We start from the raw sequence: 21,136 nt of genomic DNA, 5'->3' as shown, positions 1-21,136 counted from the left end.
GCGGTTAAAACGTCATCATCCAGGAAAGCCCCGCATTGATGCCTGGCTCTTTGAGGACAAATCCCCTGGAGGTGGAAAGGTGGTTGCGGTAATCGGCATCCAGCAGGTTGTTGACATGCAGTCCCAGGCGGTGCCGGATATTGTTGAGAACAAAGGTATACCCTGCGGTCAGGTTCACTGAAACCCAGGCATCTGTGGAATCGATGCCTTCCGGGATGTGGTCCTGTTCAGCGGCCCACACCACTTCAGCACCTGCCCGGAACCGTTGAAAATCATCCCAGCCCAGGCCGGTTACCCCATTCAGGGGGGGGATAAACGCTAAATCCTCATTTTTTGAGGTGTTACTGCCCCGGGTATAAGCCAGGGTGCTGTAACCTTGTAAACGGGGGGTGAAAAACCAGCGAATGCCTGCCTCACATCCATAAATCCGGGCCTGGTCGATATTTTCCAGCCGGCGGATTCCGCCCCCGGGGCTGGGGTCGGCAATGAGATTTTCCAGGGTGTTCACAAAACCGGTGAGATCGAGATGGAGTCTGTTTTGACGGTGGTGCAGGCCGGTTTCCAGAAAAATGGACCGCTCCGGTTCGAGATCCGGGTTGCCGTATAATTCATTGCCCAAAGAAAAATAGATATATTTGAACCGGTCCATCAAATCAGGTGCCCGATAGCTGGAAGCAGCGGTCGTTGTCATATGCCAGTCGTCGGAAAAATGCCATGTCAGTCCTGCGTGGGCGCTCCAGTTCATGTCGGTCTGTCTGTCACCCGGACGGATCAGGACACCGGGTGGTGAAACCGATGAGTAGAGGGGATCGCTGTCAGCTGAGACATGGTCGAAACGCAACCCTGTCTTCGCCTCCAGGGCGCTGGTGACAAGCCAGCTGTTTTCAATGAAGATGCCTGCGGAAAGCTGGGAGGAATCTGCCAGCGGCATGTCCTGGATGATGGTGCCGCTGGTGAACCGCCGGGTGCGCATCCCTTCATAGGACCAGTTCCAGATATCCACACCGGCCATGATATTGTGTGTGCCGATTTCCACCTGGTTCTGCCAGGTGATACCCAGGGTGTCGTGGCGGGCCCGGGGCAGAATTTCTTCTATTGGCCCGCTGGTGAACCGGTCGATTCTGACATTGCGGTCTATTCGCTGAAAATAGGCATTGATGCCGGATGATACCAGTTTCAGGCCGTCAAAATTTGTATCATGCCGAAAATTGACAAGGGTCCGGCTGATGTCAGGATAGGTGACATCACTGTTGACAGGCAGCGGTGCCGTGCCTGACCCGGGAATACCGACATCATCCGCCTGATAGCGCTGAACCTGAAACCGGCTGGTGTTTGCCCTGTTCCATCGTCTGGACAGGGACAGCTTTCCCTGGAGATCCCGGAACTGGCTGTTAGGGACACGAAGGCCGCTTCCGTCCCTGTAGCTGTCCCGGTTCCGGTATCCTGCTGACACATAGACCCACTGGTCCGGATCAGAATGAGAAAGATTGCTGTATCCATCCACCCCGGATGGATTGGTTGCCGCAGATGCCGCCATGGTGCCGTGGTACGTCGGTGTCCGGGTAAACGCCGCCTGCCGGGTGATGATATTGACCACCCCGCCGATGGAACCGGAGCCGTACAGGGCGCTGACCGGTCCTTTGATGATTTCCACCCGGGCGACTTCCATGGGATCGATGAGACCGAACTGTGCATTGATATCGGTTGCGGTATTCACCCGGCACCCGTCGATCAGAAGGACCAGCCGGTTACGCCCCAGACCGCGGATATTGATATCACCTCCCCAGATGGAATCGGTTGTCTTGCTGACCCCCGGCGTTTTGATGATCATGTCGGTGATACTGACCGGTTGTTCAGACACGACAGTTTCAGACCCGATCACGCTGATGCGGCCGGATGCCGCCGGCGCAGCGGTATGGATGATGCGCCAGGGGCCGGGGGTGACCACAATGGTGTCCAATGCCTGGGTGTCACCGGGCGATGATGGGCCGGCAAACGGTGTCTGGTTGGAAAACACCGTGAACATCAGCAGGGGTATGATAAACAAACCACGCAATTAATTGTGTTCCTCCTTGATCATCTGTGAGGCCGGCAGGGTAACCAGAACTGTTGTCCCGTGATTTTCCCGGCTTTTCACCTGTATGCTTCCCTGGTGTGCATCCACGATCTCCTTTACAATGGCCAGGCCCAGGCCCGTGCCCTGTTCCTGTTTTTCCCGGGCATTGTCCGCCCGGAAAAATTCGGTGAACAGCCTGGACTGATCTTTTTCGGGAATGCCGATGCCTGAATCAGAAATGCTTATGGCAATCCTGTTTCCGGGTGCGCCTGTAAACGCCACCATCACCCATCCGCATTCAGGGGTGTATTTTATGGCGTTGGACACCAGGTTTTCGAGCATCTGTTCAATCTGTTCACTGTTTCCTGAGACCGGCGGCAGATCATTTTCCATTGTTACTTTGAAATCGATTTTACGCTCTGCTGCCGTGTTCTGGAAAGTTCTTTCCAGCCGGCCTCCCAGCCATGCTGTGTCCAGGGGTTTTTTGGAAGGGGTTGTCTGCCGGCTCCGGCTGGTTGACAGGTGCATCAGTTCATTGATCATATCCAGCATGGTATGGATCCGGCGGTCCACCCGGCGCAGGTATTCTGCCTGATCCGGGGTCAGTTTCCCCAGATGCCGCTCACGCAGGACTTCCAGCATACTCAGGACAGCGGACAAAGGCGCCCGCAGGTTGTGGGCCGCCCGCATCATGAACCGGGTTCTTTCTTCAGCAGAATTCTCAATCGCCTCATACGCTTTTGAATTATGGATGCCGATACCTACCATACCGGCGGCCAGACGCAAAAAGGCAATATCATCGTATAAAAAGCGGTCCGGAAGAACGCAATACGCCCCAAGCACCCCGATGGTTTTGTCTTCCACTGCCATGGGGACAAAAAGCACCGACTGAATTCGTGCAGCCACCAGATCCTCGCCGAATTGAAACATTTCATGGTCGTCCGGACGTCCGGTAATAAATGGTTCTCCTTCAATAATCCGGCGGTTCAACGGACTTTGATCCAGAGACACCCGCCGGTTTTTGATAAATTTTTCCGGCAGGCCCCAACTGGCCTTGTAGACCAGGTGGGTACCATCTTCATTCAGCAGTTTGATGGAAACCGCTTTGATATCCATCGCCTTTGCCAGGTCATGGGTGGTGATTTCCAGAATCTGATCCAGGTGACGGATGGTACCGATGGTTTTGATCATGGCAAAAAGGACGTCAAACCGCTTGTTGTAGTCAGCCAGGGCTTCTGACTTGGCATCCAGTTGCAGCATTCGTTGAAAAAAAAGACCCATGACGGTGGTGGCCAGCCAGGCGGTAATTGACAGGGTCACAGCAAAAAAGAACAGATACAGGCCTGCCTGAAAAAAGGATGACGGGGCCATGGGGTCTGCAGCACCCGTAAGAGAATGGGGGGCCATCCACCCGTAAAACTCGCCAAGGGTGATGAGTGCGGCTCCCCCTATTGCCGCAGCCGTAAATTTGAAAGCAGAAAACCGGGGCAGGAGCCCGGCAGCAAACAAAATGTGAAATACGCAAAAATACAGCAACGGGCTGACAATGCCGCCGGTGAGATGAATCAGGGCCAGAAGTGCCAGATAATCCAGCCCGAGCTGCCAGTAGATGAACTTTTGTACACCGGTCTGGTTCTGCCAGTCGGACGGTTTCAGGCCATGGGCCCAAGCCCATAACAGCAGGTTGTAACACAGAATCCACCCGGCGATCATCACCAGGGCCAACCGGGGGGGCTGATAACTTGACGTCATTGCCGCGCCCACGGCCGCAACAATGACGGGGGAAACTGCCCAGCGCAGCCGTATCAGCCATAGACTGCGGGTTTTGAGTTCAGCACACAAAATCCGAGAAAAGGTATTGGAAGGCCGGGCACGCTCTTTTTCCGGCAATGGCATCACCATGATATTGTCCCTCTCAGCAGTTATGTCCGGCTGTGGACATGGTTTATGCCGGTTCAGGGTGTCTGCAGGATACCGGCTATTTTTTTGATCAGTCTGCCCGAATCGATGGGTTTTTCAAACAGCCATTTGACAGGCCACGCCTCGCCCATGATATGCTGAAACTGATCCGGCCCCTCTTCCCGGACTTTGTCCATAAAACTGGTGAGCATGATAATGGGCAGGTTTTCAAAGTCCGGCATGTTTTTGAGTTCATAGGCCAGATCAAATCCTTCGGTATCAGTGGACATCATCACATCCAGAATCATCAGATCCGGTTTTTGTTCCGTAAGTTTTTGTAACGCGTCTTTGCCATTGCCGGCAAGACGAACCGCATACCCCTTTTTTTCCAGGATGATTTTGAGGCTGTCGCGGATATCCATGTCATCATCCACCACAAGGATTTCATGTTGTTTTGTCATGGTGTTTTCCTCTTGTTTTCAGGGTTGGCTGCAAAGGGTATGACCATTTGCAGATATTTTTAAAAACAGGTGTCATGTCCGTTTATATGAAATCATATGCCCCGGGCTGTATATCGGGTGTGAAGCAGGTTATGGGACTTTTTCCCCAGCGGCTTTGTTAAAAAACTGTCATACAAGGCCTTGATGGCCGGATTTTCATGGGACTGCCGGATGGCCTGTACATTTTTGTCATCATGGTACAGTGCCCCGGCCCTGAGGGTGCGTTTTTCATCGCTGGCAGGCAGGGGCTGGCCCCCGCCGCCCACGCATCCGCCCGGACAGGACATGATTTCAATGAAATGATAATCCGCCTGACCCGCGGCAAGCCGGTCCAGAATCTTTCGTGCATTGCCCAGACCATGGGCCACTGCGGCCCGGACTTCTCCCAGTTCTCCGATCTCCAGGGCCGCTTCCTTGATGCCGTCAAGTCCCCGGACCGCTGTAATATCCAGGCTGGGCAGATCCTTTCCGGTCACCACGGCATATACGGTTCTGAGAGCTGCTTCCATGACGCCGCCCGTGGTTCCGAAAATAGTGCCTGCACCGCTGTACTGGCCCATGGGGGCATCATACTTCCCTTCCGGCAAAATGGCCAGATCAATACCGGCCTGGCGGAGCATGCGGCCCAGCTCACGGGTGGTGAGCACCACATCCACGTCCCGGTGTCCGGACGAACGCATTTCAGGCCGAGTTGCCTCGAATTTCTTGGCTGTGCACGGCATGATGGACACCACGAAAATGTCTGCCGGATCAATGCCTTGTTTTTGGGCATAATAGGTCTTGGCAAGTGCCCCGAACATCTGCTGGGGCGATTTGCAGGTGGACAGATGGGGCAGCAGGTCCGGATAAAAATGCTCGATGAACTTGATCCATCCGGGACTGCATGAGGTGATCATGGGCAGTTTTCCACCGGTTTTGGCCCGGTGCAGCAGTTCATGGCCTTCTTCGACAATGGTCAGGTCTGCCGTGAAATTGGTGTCAAACACCCGGTCAAATCCAAGACGTCGCAGGGCCGTGATCATCTTGCCCGTGACCAGGTTTCCGGGGGCCATGCCGAACTCTTCTCCCAGCTGGGCCCGGATGGCGGGTGCTTCCTGAACAACCACATGTTTTGCCGGGTCTTCCAGGGCCGCCCACACCCGGTCGGTATGGTCTTTTTCCACAATGGCCCCTGTTGGACAGACCACGGTGCACTGGCCGCAGAAGGTGCAGGCGGAATCGGCCAGGCAATGACCCATGGCAGGCACCACTCTGGAATCAAACCCCCGCCCTTCAGGGGTGAGCAGGGAGACTCCCTGCACGTCAGCGCACACCGTGACACAGCGCAGGCAGTGGATACACTTGGCCATGTCCCGGACCAGAACGTCCGTGGAATCATCGATATCGTGCACGATAAAGTCTGTGCAAGGTACCGTAATCTCCCGCTGTCCCACCAGTTCCGCCACCTGCTGAAGTTCACAATTGCCGTGTTTCTGGCAGATGTTGCAATCTTTGGGGTGATCTGACAGCAGAAACCCGATCACCTGCTGCCTGGCTTCCCGCACCCGGCGGGTGTTGGTTTTTACTTTCATGCCGTTGGCCACCGGATAGACGCAGGACGCCACCAGGGACCGGGCCCGTTCCACTTCCACCACGCAGACCCGGCATGCGCCGGGGCTGTGTTGGATCTCGGCAAGGGTGCACAGCGAGGGGATATGAATGCCGGCACTTCTGGCAGCCTCAAGTATGGTGCTGCCCTCCGGGACTTCCACGGCCAGATTGTCAATCGTCAATGCTACCATGATATACTCCTTTACACGTATGTTCCGGTATTACTGCCCGAGTTCAGCATCGCAGCGGATGCAGCGGCGGGCCTCCCTCACGGCTGTTTCACGGTCATATCCCAGTTCCACTTCCGCAAAATTCCTGCAGCGGTTTTCCGGAGCCAGTTCAAGAATCTTGGCCCGGGGCTGTTCCACGGTATCTTCATCCACTTCAAATGGGATATCGATTTTTTCTTCAACCTTTTTCCAGGGTGGCTCCCCTTTGATCGCCCGCAGGGCCTTATCCATTGCTGCTGCCGCCTTCTGACCTGCCGCAATGGCATCGATCACCATGGCCGGGCCCGTGACCACGTCGCCGCCGGCCCAGACCCTGGGGTGGCTTGTGGAATAATCCGGATTAACGGTGATCGTGTTTTTTGTCATGCCGATTCCCGGAGCACTGATGAGGTTCAATTCAGCCTGCTGGCCGATGGCCGGGATCAGGGTGTCCACCGCCTGTTCGAAATCAGCGCCTTCAATGGGTACCGGTTTCCGCCGGCCGCTGGCATCAAAAGCGCCCAACTGCATACGTTCCAGTCTCAAGGCGGTGACCTTCCCGTCCCTGACCCGGATTCCTTTGGGGGCCACCAGATACGCGATGGTGACCCCTTCTTCCTCAGCAGCCCTTATTTCCTCATCTAAGGCCGGCATGTCCTTTCGCTCCCGGCGGTAAAGGATCTTCACGGATTGGGCCCCCATCCGGAGGGCGGTCCTTGCCGCATCAATGGCTGAATTTCCTCCGCCGATCACGACCACATTTTTCCCCACAGTCACAGCCTCACCCAGGCTGTGTGACCGCAGAAATTCAACAGCTCCCATCACGCCGCGGGCATCCTCGTTTGCCAGTCCCAGGGGCATGCTTTTCTGGGCACCCACACCGATATAAATGGCGTCATAGCTCTTTTCCAGATCGGCAAAGGGCAGGTCTTTTCCGATTTTGACATCGGTTCTGAGTGCCACGCCGGTGTCCAGAATATCCTGAACCTCCCGGGCCAGAATGTTGCGGGGGAGCCGGTATTCGGGAATGCCCCAGCGCAGCATGCCGCCGGCCTCGGGCAGGGCCTCGAACACGGTCACTGTGTATCCGCGCTTTTTCATTTCCAGGGCTGCGGTCATGCCGGCCGGACCCGCTCCGATCACAGCGATCTTTTCAGACCGGGTGACGGGCAGGGCCTCGACTTTGGGCGGTGCGGCGTGATCAGTGATAAAGCGCTTGATGTTCTTGATGGCCAGAGATTTATCCAGCTGTTCCCTGCGGCATTTGCTTTGGCAGGGATGCCCGCAGACCCGGCCGCAGACGCTGGGAAACGGATTGGTCCGTTTGAGCACCCGGTAGGCGTCATCGAACCGGCCGGCCCGGACCAGGGCAATGTATGCCGGAATTTCCATCTCCACGGGGCAGGCGTTTTGGCAGGGACTTGCAAACAGGTCTGCACAAACCCCGGCCGGACATTTTTTATCGATGATATGGGCTTTGTATTCATCGAGAAAATACCGCAAGGTACTCAATACCGGGTTGGAAGCGGTCTGGCCCAGTCCGCAGAGGGCCGTATCCCTGATGGTCACCGACAGGCTTTCCAGCAGTTCGATATCTTCGATCCGGCCTTTGCCTTTGCAGATGTTTTCCAGGATCTGGAGCATGCGTTTGGTGCCTACCCGGCAGGGCGTACATTTGCCGCAGGATTCATCCTGGCAGAAATCCATGAAATAGCGGGCCATGTCCACCATGCAGGTGTCTTCATCCATGACGATCAGCCCCCCGGATCCCATAATGGCCCCCGCTTTCACGATCTCTTCGTAATCGGTGGGCATGTTGAGACAGTCTGCAGGAACGCATCCCCCTGAAGGCCCGCCGAGCTGGGCAGCCTTGAATTTTTTGTTGTTCGGGACCCCGCCGGAAATATCAAAGATCAGCTCTCCGAGGGTCGTTCCCATGGGAACTTCCACCAGGCCGATATGGTTGATTTTTCCTGTAACGGCAAATACCTTGGTCCCCTTGGAGGTTTCTGTGCCGATGCTGGCATAGGCATCACCGCCCCCCAGGAGGATCTGCGGCACGGACGACCAGGTCTCTACGTTGTTGAGAATCGACGGTTTTCCCCATAGCCCGGAGATGGCCGGGAAGGGAGGCCGGGGTCGCGGCGTGCCGCGCTTGCCTTCAATGGAGGTCATGAGCGCGGTCTCCTCACCGCACACAAACGCGCCGGCACCCTGATAAATGTCAACGCTGAAGTCAAAGCCGGTTCCCATGATATTTTTGCCCAGCAGACCGTGTTCTTCGGCCTGGGCGATGGCGCGGGTCAGACGTTCGATGGCCAGGGGATACTCGGCCCTGCAATAAATATAGCCCTGGTGGGCATTAATGGCTTTGGCGCCGATGATCATACCTTCCAGAATGGAGTGGGGATCGTCCTCCATGATCCGCCGGTCCATGAAGGCTCCCGGATCTCCCTCATCTGCGTTGCAGAGCACGTATTTTACATCGCTTTTGGTACTGGCGCAGAATTCCCATTTCATGCCCGTGGGAAATCCGCCGCCGCCCCGACCCCGCAGGCCGGACGTCTTGACTTCGGCGATGATTTCGGACGGCTTCAGGTCTGTAAGGCTTTTGAACATGGCCTGGTAACCGTCACGCCAGATATAGTCTTCGATGCGTTTGGGGTCGATCAGGCCCTTGTTGTGCAGGACAAAGGATTGCTGCAGGGCGAAAAAAGGGATGTCCGGGCGCCGGGGCACGGCCTTGCCCGTGGCCGGATCATGATACATCAGCCGTTGAACGGGAACACCCTTGATCAGATGGCTTTCCACCAGTTCCGGGACATCTTCGGCTTTGAGCTTCATGTAAAAGATCTCTTCAGGAAGCACTGTCATGACCGGCCCCATGGAACAGGATCCAATGCAGCCGGTTTCAACAATCCGGACCTGATGCTTCAGGCCCGTTTCCTGAAGTGCGATGTCCAGTGCGGATTTTACGTCGTCACTTCCGGTCAGATGGCAGTCGTTGCTCCCGCAGATCATCAACCGGCGCCGGAATTTGGCCTGACAGGCGTTCACCTGTTGTTTAATGGCCTTTAATGCTTCAATAGATGCAATACGTTCAGCCATGATGTGCCTCCTCCTTGTTTCGGTACCTGGCAAGAATCTGATCCACTTTGGCTGTCTTAACCTGCTGGTGGGTTTCTTCGTCCACCACCATGACCGGCGCCAGCCCGCAGCATCCCACGCACCGAACGATCTCCAGGCTGAAAAGCCTGTCTTTGTCCACTTCTCCAGGCTGGATGCCCAGTTCTTCTTCCAGCTTTAGTTCCACCTGGTGCCCGCCCCTCACATGGCAGGCAGTGCCCAGACATACCCGGACCTGATGTTTCCCGCGGGGTTTCATGGAAAAAAAAGAATAAAACGTGACCACCCCATATACCTGGGACAAAGGAATATCCAGACCTTTTGCCACCCGTCTCTGGATGATTTCCGGCAGATACCCGCTGACAGCCTGGATCTGTTCCAGCACGGGAATCAATGTCCCGGGCCGTTCACGGTGCACTGCAATGATGGTATCTATTTTCTGCCATTGCCCGGGAGTGAACTCGTCCGGCAATTGCGGCAGACCGCTTGTAATTGTTTCCATAGACCCTCCTTTTATTGGTCAACCGTTTTGTCATCATATGGTGGAACAGTGTTCGGGTGTTTGTTTCTCACCCCCTGATGTCGGAAGGAATGCCGTGTTGCCGGCCGCTCAGGTCTGGGTGTGCCCGGGGGTGGGCTTTAAGGTCACTCACCAGAGTTGCGGGCTGGCTGGTACCGGGCATTGGTCCGGCGAGGACGCTTTTACCCAAGAATTCAGCAATATTTATGCCAGGAACGTCAGAATACCAATTTTTGTGTCAAGCAGGTAATACCGCATCAAAAGCGTGGTTCTGCAAGGGGCTGGATACTGCCTGGTCACAGGCTGTCAATTTATGGTGGACACCCTGTGTCACATATCTGTTTCAGTGCAGTAGGGTTTCAATCCGCATCTGAAAAAAGGTTCCTCAGGTAACAGGATTATTGGACGATGTCAGTGAGCAGAAGAATCCATCCTGGATAGAGCAGTCTTAAGCTTCAAAAAAACCGTTGTTTTTTGCAATGTTGTGTAAAAGGGCATATAAATTGCTGATTGTTTATGCGGTGCAAGAAACCCGCAATCCAATTGTACCTCTTGATTTTCTTGTTTTTTTAACAGAAACTGAGGGGAAAGGCATTAAATGCTGGAGCTAGGACAAGGGCAAGCAAACAAATGAGTTAACCCAAAAAATCAGGATGAAATCATTATCATGAGAAAATATGAAATTCTGGATAGAGACCAGGTACTTTCAATAATCAAAAACGGGGATACCGTGGCATTTTCCGGATTTTCTCCTGCCGGCGGTGCCAAGGCCGTGCCCAGGATACTGGCTGAATATGCAACAGCGGAACACAGCCAGGGCAGAGATTTCCGGATCAGGGTGCTCACGGGGGCATCGGCCGGAGATTACATTGACAATGGTCTGGCAAAGGCCAGTGCTATCCAGTGGCGGGCCCCCTACCAGGGCGGCAGGGAACTGCGGGACCAGATCAACCGCCAGGAAGTGGAATATGTGGACATGCACCTGTCCCACCTGGCCCAGACCGTGAGTGCCGGTTTTTTCGGCAAAGTCGATGTGGCCGTGGTGGAAGCCACGGAGATCACCCCGGACGGGCGGGTGTACCTGACCACTTCCATCGGTGCCTCCCCCACGTGGCTGGCCTGTGCCGATAAAGTGATCATCGAAATCAACCATCACCACTCCCACCGGCTGCGGGAGCTGGCGGATATCTTTATCATTCCCCCGCCCCCCCGGCGTGCCCCGATCAATGTGCATACGCCCTTGACCAAGATCGGGTGGCCTTATGCCCAGGTGGATCCCAAAAAGGTGGTGGGAATCGTTGAAAACAACGAACCGGACCAGGTGGCGGCGTTCAGCTCAGAAGATGAAGTGAGCCGGAAGATCGCGGACCATGTGATCCGGTTTCTGCTGGAAGAAAAACAGGCCGGCCGGATCCCGGAGCAGTTTTTCCCGTTCCAGGCCGGGGTGGGCAATACGGCCAATGCCGTGCTGGCCGGGCTGGGACATCATCCGGACATTCCGCCGTTTTATATGTATTCCGAGGTGTTCCAGGATGCCATGGTGGACCTGATGTCAGAGGGCAAGCTGCTGGGGGCATCTGCCACAGCCCTGACCGTTGTGCCGGAAAAACTGACCCGGATCACGGACAACATGGATTTTTTCGGAAGCCGCATTGTTCTGCGGCCCCAGGAGATCTCCAACCACCCCGGTATTATCCGGCGCCTGGGCGTGATTGCCATGAACACGGCCCTGGAAATGGACATATACGGCAATGTCAACTCCTCCCATGTGTTCGGCACCCATGTGGTGAACGGGGTAGGGGGCAGTGGCGAGTTCACCCGGAACAGCCGTCTGTCCATCTTCATGACCCCGTCCATGGCAAAAAGGGGTAAAATTTCTTCCGTGGTGCCCATGACGCCCCATGTGGACAACAACGAACATTCCGTGCAGATCGTGGTCACGGAACAGGGACTGGCGGACCTGCGGGGTTTAGGTCCCATGGAGCGGGCAAAAAAAATCATCAACACCTGTGCCCATCCGGCCTATCGGCCCTATCTGACCGATTACCTCAACAACAGCCCCAGAGGCCACATCTGCCATGACCTTTCCCGGTGCTATGAACTGCACCGGAACCTGATGCAAACCGGGACCATGCTGCCGGAGGGTGCGCCCAGGACGAACGAGCAGGCAACATGAGGGGATCTTCTCTGAAAGGGCATGTCAAAAATCACGCAAAAGGAGAATTTATATTGCGTGTTGAGAAAAAAAAAGATCAGTAAAAAAAGGCGATTTCTTGTACCCATGTGGGCACCTCCAACTGATTTCGCCTTTTTAAACAGGGCAGTGCAGATAAAGCATTGCCCTGTTTTTTATCTAATACCAAAGGCAATATGCTGGATGCCAGTCAAAAGATCTGTCAGGTTGGCTTACAATCAGTAGCTTCACTGAAAAGGTCCGGCAGGTTTTTGCTGGCTGTTTGGATGATTATCGTCGATTCCAGTTATCTCTGATTTTTGACCGTGGCCATGTCAGTATCTTCACAGGCAACCAATCGGGACAGATAAATTTTGAAGGTGGAGCCGTGGCCAGGTTCACTGTATATGTTAATGAATCCCTTGTTCTGTTTGACAAGGCCATGGATGGTGGCAAGGCCCCAGGCCGGTGCCTTTGCCTACCCCGGAAATGGCATCCCTGGCATTTATGCAGAGGTTGGCAAAGATCTGGTCGATCTGGGAGAGGTCCACGAATCACCCCAAGCATGTTGTTGAAAACATGGGTCACACCGCCGGTCAGACGGCCCACTGATTCCAGTTTCTGGGCCTGGTTTTCAGGGAATTCATATGAGTCGCCGATCGCTTCAACAGGACATTGTCCCGGCAAATAAGTTCTCAAATCAGACTTCTTTTTGCCGTGATGGTGCAGGGACGGGTAAAAGGGATACACCATGTTGTCGTCTCGTGCTTTTACCTGTCACCATTTGAACCAGGTCCGTGACATAGGCTTTGAGCTGTTCCGCCTGGGCGCTCATTTCCTCTGCAGCCGAAGCGGACTCTTCTGCAATGGCGGCGTTCTGCTGGACCACCTTGTCCATCTCTGAAACGGCAATGTTCACCTGATCGATGCCACTGGATTGTTCCTTTGACGCATGGGAAATTTCCTCGACCAGGGTCCCGACCCGGTCTGAACTTTTAGCCGCTTCCATGAAAGCCTCATTGGTGGAGGAAACGAGTTCTGATCCCTCGTGGACTTTTTTAACCGTTCCTTCGATCAGCTGGGCCGTGTCCTTGGCAGCAGCGGCTGCCCTCAGTGCCAGATTCCGTACTTCATCAGCCACAACGGCAAACCCTGCCCCGGCTTCACCGGCCCGGGCCGCCTCCACGGCGGCATTCAATGCCAGAAGGTTGGTCTGGAAAGCAATTTCATCGATGGTCTTGATAATTTTGGATGTTTCTTCGCTGGCTTTTGATATGTCATCCATGGAACGACTCAGCCGTTTCATGGAGGCATTGGCCGTAGTGATTACATGGGCTGCTTCCTGCATTAAATCATTGGCTTTGTCTGAGTTTTGAGCACTTTGTCTCGTCATGGAGGACATTTCCTCCATGGAGGATGAGGTTTCTTCAATAGACGCAGCCTGCTGGGAAGCACCCTCTGCCATGGATTGACTGGAAGAGGAGACCTCACCCGCTGCGGATGACACCTGCTGGGCACCATCATCCAGGCCGGAGATGATCCGGGTCAATGGTCTGGTGATACTCCGGCTGAACCATAAGCCCACCAGCCCGCCGATGGCGCCCAGCACAAGAAGTACCATACTTATAGTCCAGATCACTGACCGGAGTTCACGAGAAGCCATGTCATGAATGTTGTGTTCAATTTCAAGCACCTCGGCCATGGGTACCTGTGTCGCTATGGTATACGCATTTTTTCCCAGCTTCAAAGGGGTAAACGAGGCATACACCATTTCTCCTTCATATTCATACTCAGCGACACCCTCTTCTCCGGAAAGCATACGGTTTCTGACCAGTTCTGAGAGAACGCCGTGTTGTGAATCGGTCAGATCCACCTGGTCCTTGAGGGTGGCATGCGGATGTGACAAAAGGACCCCCTTGTCGTTGAGAACATATGGAAATCCGGTCCGGCCGTATACGTTGTTCGACAGTAGCTCCCAGGCCAGCCGCCAGTCCGCATTGATCACCACCACCCCATGAAAGGTGTTGTTCAGATAGACAGGGGAAGCGACTCTGATTTCCGGTTCTCCGGTGTTCCGGGCAATCTGGACGGGGGTGACAAACAAGGATCCGGAAGGCAGGTTTTTTGCTTCTTCAAACCAGCTCACGCCCTTTCGGGTCTGCAGATCTTTTTCCTCACGCAGGCGGCCGTCCACCACAGCAGCCACTTCTTTTCCCTCTTCATCCAGAAATCGTACCTGGGGATAGGCGGGTTTTTCCCCAGAAGGGGTCATGACCCTGGCAATGCGGCTGATTTGCAGTAAATCATTCTGTAATCTCATTTTTGCCGACTCCAGACCATTGCTGCCGGTACCGGTTGGGCCGGCTGCATTTTCCAGAAATGAGATCAATGTCCCTAAACCGGCAATTTTCAAGGTGTCCGACTCGATCATCCTGACAAACCTGAGGATTTCATCACGATCCCGGACCGCACCTGCCATGAGACTGTTTTCAGCTTCTGCCACCAATCGTTCGCTTGCCATTTTCAAAATACCACTGCTGAATGAGTTCAAGGATCTGACAGTCAAAAAGCCCAGAAGCATCAGCGGCACGAGTACCAATCCAACACAGACAAGATTCAACTTCATGGTTAAACTTACTTCATTCATGATACTATCTCCGGTTTTTTTTGTTACATTCCCAGACACAGTGCAGCAAATACTATGCCATGAGGCCTTTGTCTGAATCCGTTCACTGAACATGGAAGGTGCATGGTTGTATGACCACTGGAGGCAGCGAATGAGGTCCAAGGAGAAGGATGTGCAGATTGTCAGGTTTTTTTACATCCTGTCGGGAAAGACTTTGTGACGATACCACACGGCGTGATAGGTCTATCTGACCGATTATGTGAAACAAAGCCCCAGAGGCCACATCTGCCATGACCTTTCCCGGTGCTATGAACTGCACCGGAACCTGATGCAAACCGGGCCCATGCTGCCGGATTTGACAGGTATTTAGTGCACGGGCCGGTTCAGGGAAGCATTTTATGATCTGACGCTTCTGCAGTTACCGCTTCAAACAGGTCGTCGGACGGGATAATATTGGTACTCATAAAGGGTGTTGAAATCGATGGTGCAAGATTAGTGTAATTTGCTAACTTTTCAGTCTGTTAGGAGTTGCAAAAGCCTCTGTTTAGTTGTAAATTTAAAGTGACTAAACAATAAAACAAACAACACCACAGAGGCTTTATGCATACAAAAAATATCAGAAGAATCATCACAAAGCAATTGAAAAGGAATTTTCCGAACTGGAACAAGATGACAAGGAAATCCAAAAAAGAGCTGACAAAACAAATAATGACGGAGGTTGTGGACAAATATGATTATTCTCAGACCTTGGATATCCCCATCGAAGAACTCATAGGCGTTGAAGACCAAGCCCCTTCAGCAGGTATTCGTAGCCTTCCCGAGATGGCATTTTATATTGAAAATTTTCATTCCGACAACCTGTTTCATTTTGACGCACTGAAAAAGCCATATCCCGAAATTGTGGATCCGGAATTACAGTTTATTGATCAGCTTATAGATGACCAGATTATCAACAGCTTGATTGCGCCTGACAGCTATTCCGCTGTGCACAGGGATATTCAGCCCTACCAGTTATTTCGGATGGAGCTTTTAAAAATTATCAAATACCCTGAAATCAGTTACAGGAAATTTTGCAGCGATGAATATTTTGGCAGGGAACGAAAGCAAAACAGGCGTTTTGTGCGGTTGCCCTTAAATACTAAAACCCAGGCAGATCACACTGAATTGTGTCACTTCCGGCGTGGCCTGAACTTCAAACAATTGATGAATGTCCTGGTATATTTCCTCCATCATTTTTATAGATCGGGTTGCCTTGAAAATGCCGTCATTCACGGTGTTGATTCGAGCGAGCTGCCGTCTGAAGTCAATTATCCCCTTTGTACAATTCAGATCAAAGGTAAGAAAATACGAATTTATTCCGATCCAGACTGCGATTGTGGAAAGCGCCGGAACAAAAGGGATAAATCGCATTACGTTATTGGCTACCGGCTTCACACTCTAACAGCCATCAACCCATCAACAGGCCATAGTTTTCCATTGGTATCCTTAGTAGGGGCAGCAAATCATCATGACAGCCTGTTTTTAAAACCGTTGATCAAGCTTGCTCAGGCACTGGGAATTGATATCAAATTGGTTACCGCCGATCAGGCGTATCATGATAGCGATGGTTCGGTTCTCAATGAAACCGGTGTCTATATCGTAGCCCCTGAATCGGAGAAAGCCAACCTTCCTGACAACGTTTTGGAATCGCCATTAAGAGTTGCCTGTAATGATTCTTGTGAGATTCCGATGCAGTTTTTGGGATCGACACCGGAAGGTCATGAATTTGGATGTGATGCCGCTCCGGGTGAGTGTACGTTTGAATCCAATTGCCCAAAATCAAGGATTGTTTCTTTTGACAGTGGTTATTTTCAACCAATGCCGACTTTTCATGGCGGATCTCAAGACGCAATCGAGATTCGAAAAAACTGTGAAAGGCCCTTCAATTTGATGAAGAAACGAGAAGGCCTTGAACAAACACGGGTAAGAAGTCAGCAGGGTGTAATTGTCCGATCAACGTTGACGACTATCGTAACATTGTTGCTTGAAATGGCTGGAACAAGGCATAAACCGAAGAAAAAAGAAGATGGACAAAAGGAGTTGTTTGCTGCCACAGGATGAATTGAACATTCAATGCGGGATTTTTTCTGAGCCGATTGATCGGACGGTACTGGTATATCTGGATTAAACAAAGGCCGCCGTCTGAAAAAGACTTTATGCGGGAAAAAAACAAAACCAGATATTGACACGGTAAAAACCGAGCAGTCTGACATCGGGAAAATGGGTTACAAACGTATTGGGCACCCATAACTAAACAGGAATTTGAATGGTTTCAACACCCTTTCATAGGCATTTTTTGATACTGAGTATTATATTTTTCGCTTCTTTTTTGAAAAAATCAACGCTCGTCTTACTCAGAGCGGTTGTGATTTTGACGGTTTTGTCTTTCAATGCAAGTTCTTCAGGTGGAGGAAGAAAGTCGGAAATGACGTTTACCTTACCAAGAGGCTCATCTGTGTATTTTATTTTGGCTGATCTTCATCGTATCATGATCCTTGCTCAAATAAAGAGCGCATCGACTGAAGAAATCATACCCTATCACTCCCATTGGCTTGAACTGCTCTGGCAAAGGCATTCGAATCAATCGCAGGGCAATCATCTCTTCTCCACAATTGACATGAGAACTCACCGCCTCACAACGTCCACCAGGCAGATCAATCGTGCAAGGAGTGATCAAAGCTTTATCAATACTTGCGGAAGCCTTTATGATCGATATGCTGGCAGCACAATCCAAGACAAAAGACCATTCCTGTTTACCGATATGCGCTGATATGACGAGTCCTTCGTCCGCACGCGTGAATGGAAGATCCTGCGCCGAATGGTAGAGCGTGTCGAAGGCAATCGGGGCATCGCTCATTAAGATCCTCTTCCGGGGAAAATCGATGACGAGCTCTTTTTGCTGAAGCACATCAAGCCCAATGACTGGCAATTGGAATTCGGATTTCCCCACTCCCCAGTCAGATAAATATTGCCCGATAACATTGCGAAATATCATTCCATTCATCCGCAATTCAGGAATCGTGAATTCCGCATCTTCGCGGATCTTCCCAGCCAGGTCAACACTCTTTACTGTGCGGCCGGTCAAATTGACTCCGTGAATAGTGTCAGCAATTGTCTTTGGCAAGTGTAGCCCTCGAGCCCCCGTATCCAAATAGAATTTCACATGGTGCTTATCGATCACCATTTCCACCATGGGAAGGTTTGTATGATCAAAAGATATGGGGATCTCAACCATAGGAATTGATGAGGAATAGGCTGAAGATGCTGACAAGATGAAGATAATGTATAGCAAGAGCATTTGTCGATATGTAACTGTCATAAATTAGATCCCCTTTACATAGCTTTTGCGAGATGAATTAATATGTACGCCGAACTCAGCCGACGCGGCTTTTTGCGCTCGCCTGGAGTGAAAGGTTTGGCTCTGGCGTATGAGGCATTTCAAAAATATTTTGTCAATCTACCTCACAATTCGTTTGCCGATATAGGCACCGCCGCGCACATCGGTTCCTGTATATTCTTCCACGACTTTCAATCCGGCATCGGTCATGGCGGATAGGTACTCTTGCCGCGAAAAAAGACCGATTTCCATCGATTGTTTATGGTAGGTCACTTCGTTGTTAATTCCGAGTAGGTGGTGAAACGTGACTTCTACAATTTTTGGTTTCTTGAGACGCACATGTTCCATACGGGCGATTTTCAAATCCGGCTTATCGGTGGTATCGACCACAATAATGTCCTGAAATTCCTCCACCGTGCTCCAAGGAGTGATCAGTACCAATCCATCGGGCCGCAGGTGGGCGACAATGTGTTTCATAGAGGAACGCAGATTGTCTACGGTTTTGACGAATCCGATTGATCCGTACAGGCAGATCATGGCATCAAAATCTGTCTCCAATTCAAAATTGATAAGATTACCGTAATGAAATCTGAGGCCGGGAAAGTTTTTTCTGGCTAAAGCAAGCATATCCTCACTGAGATCCAGGCCGGAAACATGGTAATCATCCTTGAAGAAGGGGATATGCCCTCCTGTACCACATGCCAGAACGAGTAGATCAGCCCGTGGAGGAACGCCATGCTTCGTCAGCAGTTCTTTCACCTTGGCAGCTTCCGCTGCGTATTCTCTGTCGTTTACATACAGAGCGTCATAATAAGTTGAAATGGTTTTAAAATCAGAATACATGGTGTTTTTTCTTCCTCTCTTTCAGCCGAACGCAAACATCTGCGGCTTGTCCGTCGGCATGGTTTTGTTTAACTTTCTCACCCTATTGTCCCAGATCCACCATCAAAAAAAAAGAAAAACCCCGTTGCGCTTGACTGGTCAAGCAGATAGAATGTTTTTGACGAAAAAAACTATCATCAACGAGGTGCACCCAATATGACACAAGGCATATTACCTTTCAAGTACGAAGAAGAAAAAAATGAGAGTGGGATGACAGCGCTGGCCGGATTGCCCATCTATGGGTGTAACACAAAAAAGTTGCACAACTATGCAGCCATCGGCAGATCTTCTATAATGTTGTTATTAAACATATTTTTAACGATGCCGCACGCCTTTTGACATGCACTTCTCAGCTTTCCTGTCAAAACCAATGACCGTAGGAAAATGACATTTTCAGCATTTTCCTTTTTCCAGAACATTCCCGTGCCTTTGACCCGGAGATTGATAAGGAATAGAAATTCAATAACCTGATCAAAAGTATCATAATATCAGTAGGTTATAAAAATCTAGACATTTCATTTTCAATATGTAATAGTTATGGTGCCATAATAACCAGTTAAAAAACAAGGCACCAATGATTATGCATAAAAAAAAGAAGCAACCAGGACCTAAGCTCTTTTCACCATATAGCAGTGACATGGAAATTTTAATCCAAGAAACCCATTCTCAACTTTCAGAACTGGAAAAACGGACATATGCCGCTGTAGAAGCGCTAAAATTACCTCGCGGCGGGATATCCTATATTTCCAGACTCCTTGGATGTAGTAGAAATACCATCCGTCGAGGGATTGAGGAATTAAAGAACCCAGAGATAAAACCTCAAAATAGAATTCGTGAAAAAGGAGGAGGAAGGAAGCCTGCCATAGAAACAATTGAAAATATAGATGAAGTCTTCCTCAAAGTCATTGACGACCATATCGCTGGTGACCCAATGGATGCAAAGATTCGTTGGACCAATTTAAGTCATAAAAAAATTGCATCCAAAATGAAAATAGAAGGAATCAACATCAGTGTAACCGTGGTTAAAAAATTGTTAAAAAAACATGGATTCACAAAGCGTAAGGCCATTAAAAATTTGTCTATTGGGTCCTCTAAAAATCGAAACGAACAATTTGAAAAGATTACGCAGTTAAAAGAACAATACCTCTTGGATGGCAATCCGGTGATAAGTATGGACACAAAAAAAAAGAACTTTTAGGGAATCTATACCGGGATGGTCAAGTTTATAGTACGGGTACAATTGAAGTCTACGATCATGATTTTCCATATCTTGCTGAAGGGATAGTGATTCCCCACGGTCTTTATGATTTAAAATCAAACAACGCCTATGTAAACATAGGCGTTAGTAAGGATACAAGTGAATTTGCCTGTGACTCGATAAAGGCATGGTGGAAAAATTATGGAAAGCTTCAATATCCAAATTGTACTTCAATCCTCATCCTTGCTGATGGTGGTGGTAGCAATTCAGCCCGTCATTATATTTTCAAAGAAGATTTACAGAATCTGGTAGATGAAATCGGAGTAGAAATTCGCATGGCACATTTTCCCCCCTATACATCAAAATGGAATCCTATAGAACATAGACTATTCCCTCACATTACCAGGTCTTTAAAAGGGGTCATCCTAAAAAGTCACGACTATGTCAAAGAACTGATTGAAAATACAAAAACACGAACAGGTTTGGAAGTTAAAGCCCACATTATAAAAAAAATATATCAGACCGGAAGAAAGTATGCTGATAATTTTAAAGAGACCATGAGAATCATTTTCGATGATTATCTGGGGAAATGGAATTATAGGGCGATACCAGGAAAAAACTAATTATGTTCAATTTATTTTATATCAATTCCTAACCCTGCGAATAGCACTCTCGATTGACCCGCTTCCGGTTGGTAGCCCACTATCTTGAAAGGCCTTGTATTGAAATTTGGAATGATCCCCAAAATAGTTATTAAGGGCCGCCTCAAAAATAAAATCACATTTTTGATGGTGTCAATTTGTAGTTCCAATCAGTCAGTTGATGGTGTTTCTCAATCTTGATTTCTTTCATTTGCTTGTCAGAAACTTTTTCCCCTGTTTTATATTTTTTTTTGACGAAATGAGCTTTAACTGTTAATCCTGTTGACGTTTTTGTTGTTCGTATGTATTGTAGATTGTCACTTTCGCATCCCAACAAAAT

The 21,136-nt window shown here is 50.7% G+C and carries 12 protein-coding genes and 1 pseudogene; 3 read left to right on the top strand and 10 right to left on the bottom strand.

Annotated features, from left to right (window positions below; translation table 11 throughout):
• Nucleotides 1-4 precede the first annotated feature (4 nt).
• The 6 genes from K365_RS0112275 to K365_RS0112250 all read right to left on the bottom strand — a co-directional run bounded on the left by K365_RS0112275 (nt 5) and on the right by K365_RS0112250 (nt 9,882).
• Nucleotides 5-2,056, bottom strand: a complete 2,052-nt coding sequence (locus tag K365_RS0112275; RefSeq protein WP_156887720.1) for a TonB-dependent receptor plug domain-containing protein — start codon at nt 2,054-2,056, stop codon at nt 5-7.
• The gene (locus K365_RS0112270) at nt 2,057-3,958 is read right to left on the bottom strand and encodes a GAF domain-containing sensor histidine kinase (RefSeq protein WP_024334787.1); all 1,902 of its coding nucleotides are present in this window, start codon (nt 3,956-3,958) and stop codon (nt 2,057-2,059) included.
• Nucleotides 3,959-4,011: 53 nt separating this feature from the next.
• Nucleotides 4,012-4,416, bottom strand: coding sequence for a response regulator (locus tag K365_RS0112265; RefSeq protein ID WP_024334786.1), 405 nt, complete (start codon nt 4,414-4,416; stop codon nt 4,012-4,014).
• 92 nt (nt 4,417-4,508) lie between these two features.
• Complete coding sequence (locus K365_RS0112260; protein ID WP_029725248.1) at nt 4,509-6,236, bottom strand: NADH-dependent [FeFe] hydrogenase, group A6; 1,728 nt, start codon at nt 6,234-6,236, stop codon at nt 4,509-4,511.
• 30 nt (nt 6,237-6,266) lie between these two features.
• Nucleotides 6,267-9,362: an NADH-ubiquinone oxidoreductase-F iron-sulfur binding region domain-containing protein gene (locus K365_RS0112255; RefSeq protein ID WP_024334784.1), complete on the bottom strand. Its 3,096-nt coding sequence runs from the start codon at nt 9,360-9,362 to the stop codon at nt 6,267-6,269.
• Entirely contained in the window at nt 9,355-9,882 is a 528-nt protein-coding gene (locus K365_RS0112250) for an NADH-quinone oxidoreductase subunit NuoE family protein (protein WP_024334783.1), read from the bottom strand. The genes K365_RS0112255 and K365_RS0112250 overlap by 8 nt, the downstream gene beginning before the upstream one ends.
• A gap of 685 nt (nt 9,883-10,567) precedes the next feature.
• Here K365_RS0112250 and scpC point away from each other — a divergent pair.
• Nucleotides 10,568-12,076, top strand: a complete 1,509-nt coding sequence (gene scpC / locus K365_RS0112245; protein ID WP_024334782.1) for a succinyl-CoA:acetate CoA-transferase ScpC — start codon at nt 10,568-10,570, stop codon at nt 12,074-12,076.
• 697 nt (nt 12,077-12,773) lie between these two features.
• On the opposite strand, the gene K365_RS28750 is transcribed toward scpC, so the two are convergent.
• The gene (locus K365_RS28750) at nt 12,774-14,720 is read right to left on the bottom strand and encodes a methyl-accepting chemotaxis protein (RefSeq protein WP_024334781.1); all 1,947 of its coding nucleotides are present in this window, start codon (nt 14,718-14,720) and stop codon (nt 12,774-12,776) included.
• 579 nt (nt 14,721-15,299) lie between these two features.
• Here K365_RS28750 and K365_RS0112225 point away from each other — a divergent pair.
• A complete protein-coding gene (locus K365_RS0112225; RefSeq protein WP_024334102.1) occupies nt 15,300-16,799 on the top strand; it encodes a hypothetical protein in 1,500 nt (499 codons plus the stop codon).
• 388 nt (nt 16,800-17,187) lie between these two features.
• Here the strand turns inward: K365_RS0112225 and K365_RS0112220 are convergent, their stop codons facing one another.
• The gene (locus tag K365_RS0112220) at nt 17,188-18,057 is read right to left on the bottom strand and encodes an aspartyl protease family protein (RefSeq protein ID WP_024334780.1); all 870 of its coding nucleotides are present in this window, start codon (nt 18,055-18,057) and stop codon (nt 17,188-17,190) included.
• A 138-nt stretch (nt 18,058-18,195) separates the two neighbouring features.
• Nucleotides 18,196-18,918: a class I SAM-dependent DNA methyltransferase gene (locus K365_RS0112215; protein ID WP_024334779.1), complete on the bottom strand. Its 723-nt coding sequence runs from the start codon at nt 18,916-18,918 to the stop codon at nt 18,196-18,198.
• A gap of 613 nt (nt 18,919-19,531) precedes the next feature.
• Here K365_RS0112215 and K365_RS29405 point away from each other — a divergent pair.
• Nucleotides 19,532-20,778 (top strand): annotated as a pseudogene (locus K365_RS29405) (ISAzo13 family transposase).
• Nucleotides 20,779-20,932: 154 nt separating this feature from the next.
• Here K365_RS29405 and K365_RS29400 read toward each other — a convergent pair.
• Nucleotides 20,933-21,130, bottom strand: coding sequence for an ISAzo13-like element transposase-related protein (locus tag K365_RS29400; protein WP_353740176.1), 198 nt, complete (start codon nt 21,128-21,130; stop codon nt 20,933-20,935).
• Nucleotides 21,131-21,136 lie beyond the last annotated feature (6 nt).

Origin of the sequence: Desulfotignum balticum DSM 7044 (assembly GCF_000421285.1) — a bacterium.
In the GTDB taxonomy this organism is placed as follows: Bacteria; Desulfobacterota; Desulfobacteria; order Desulfobacterales; family Desulfobacteraceae; genus Desulfotignum; species Desulfotignum balticum.
The sequence above is the reverse complement of the archived record's forward strand: the minus strand, read 5'-3'. Positions and strand labels throughout refer to the sequence as shown.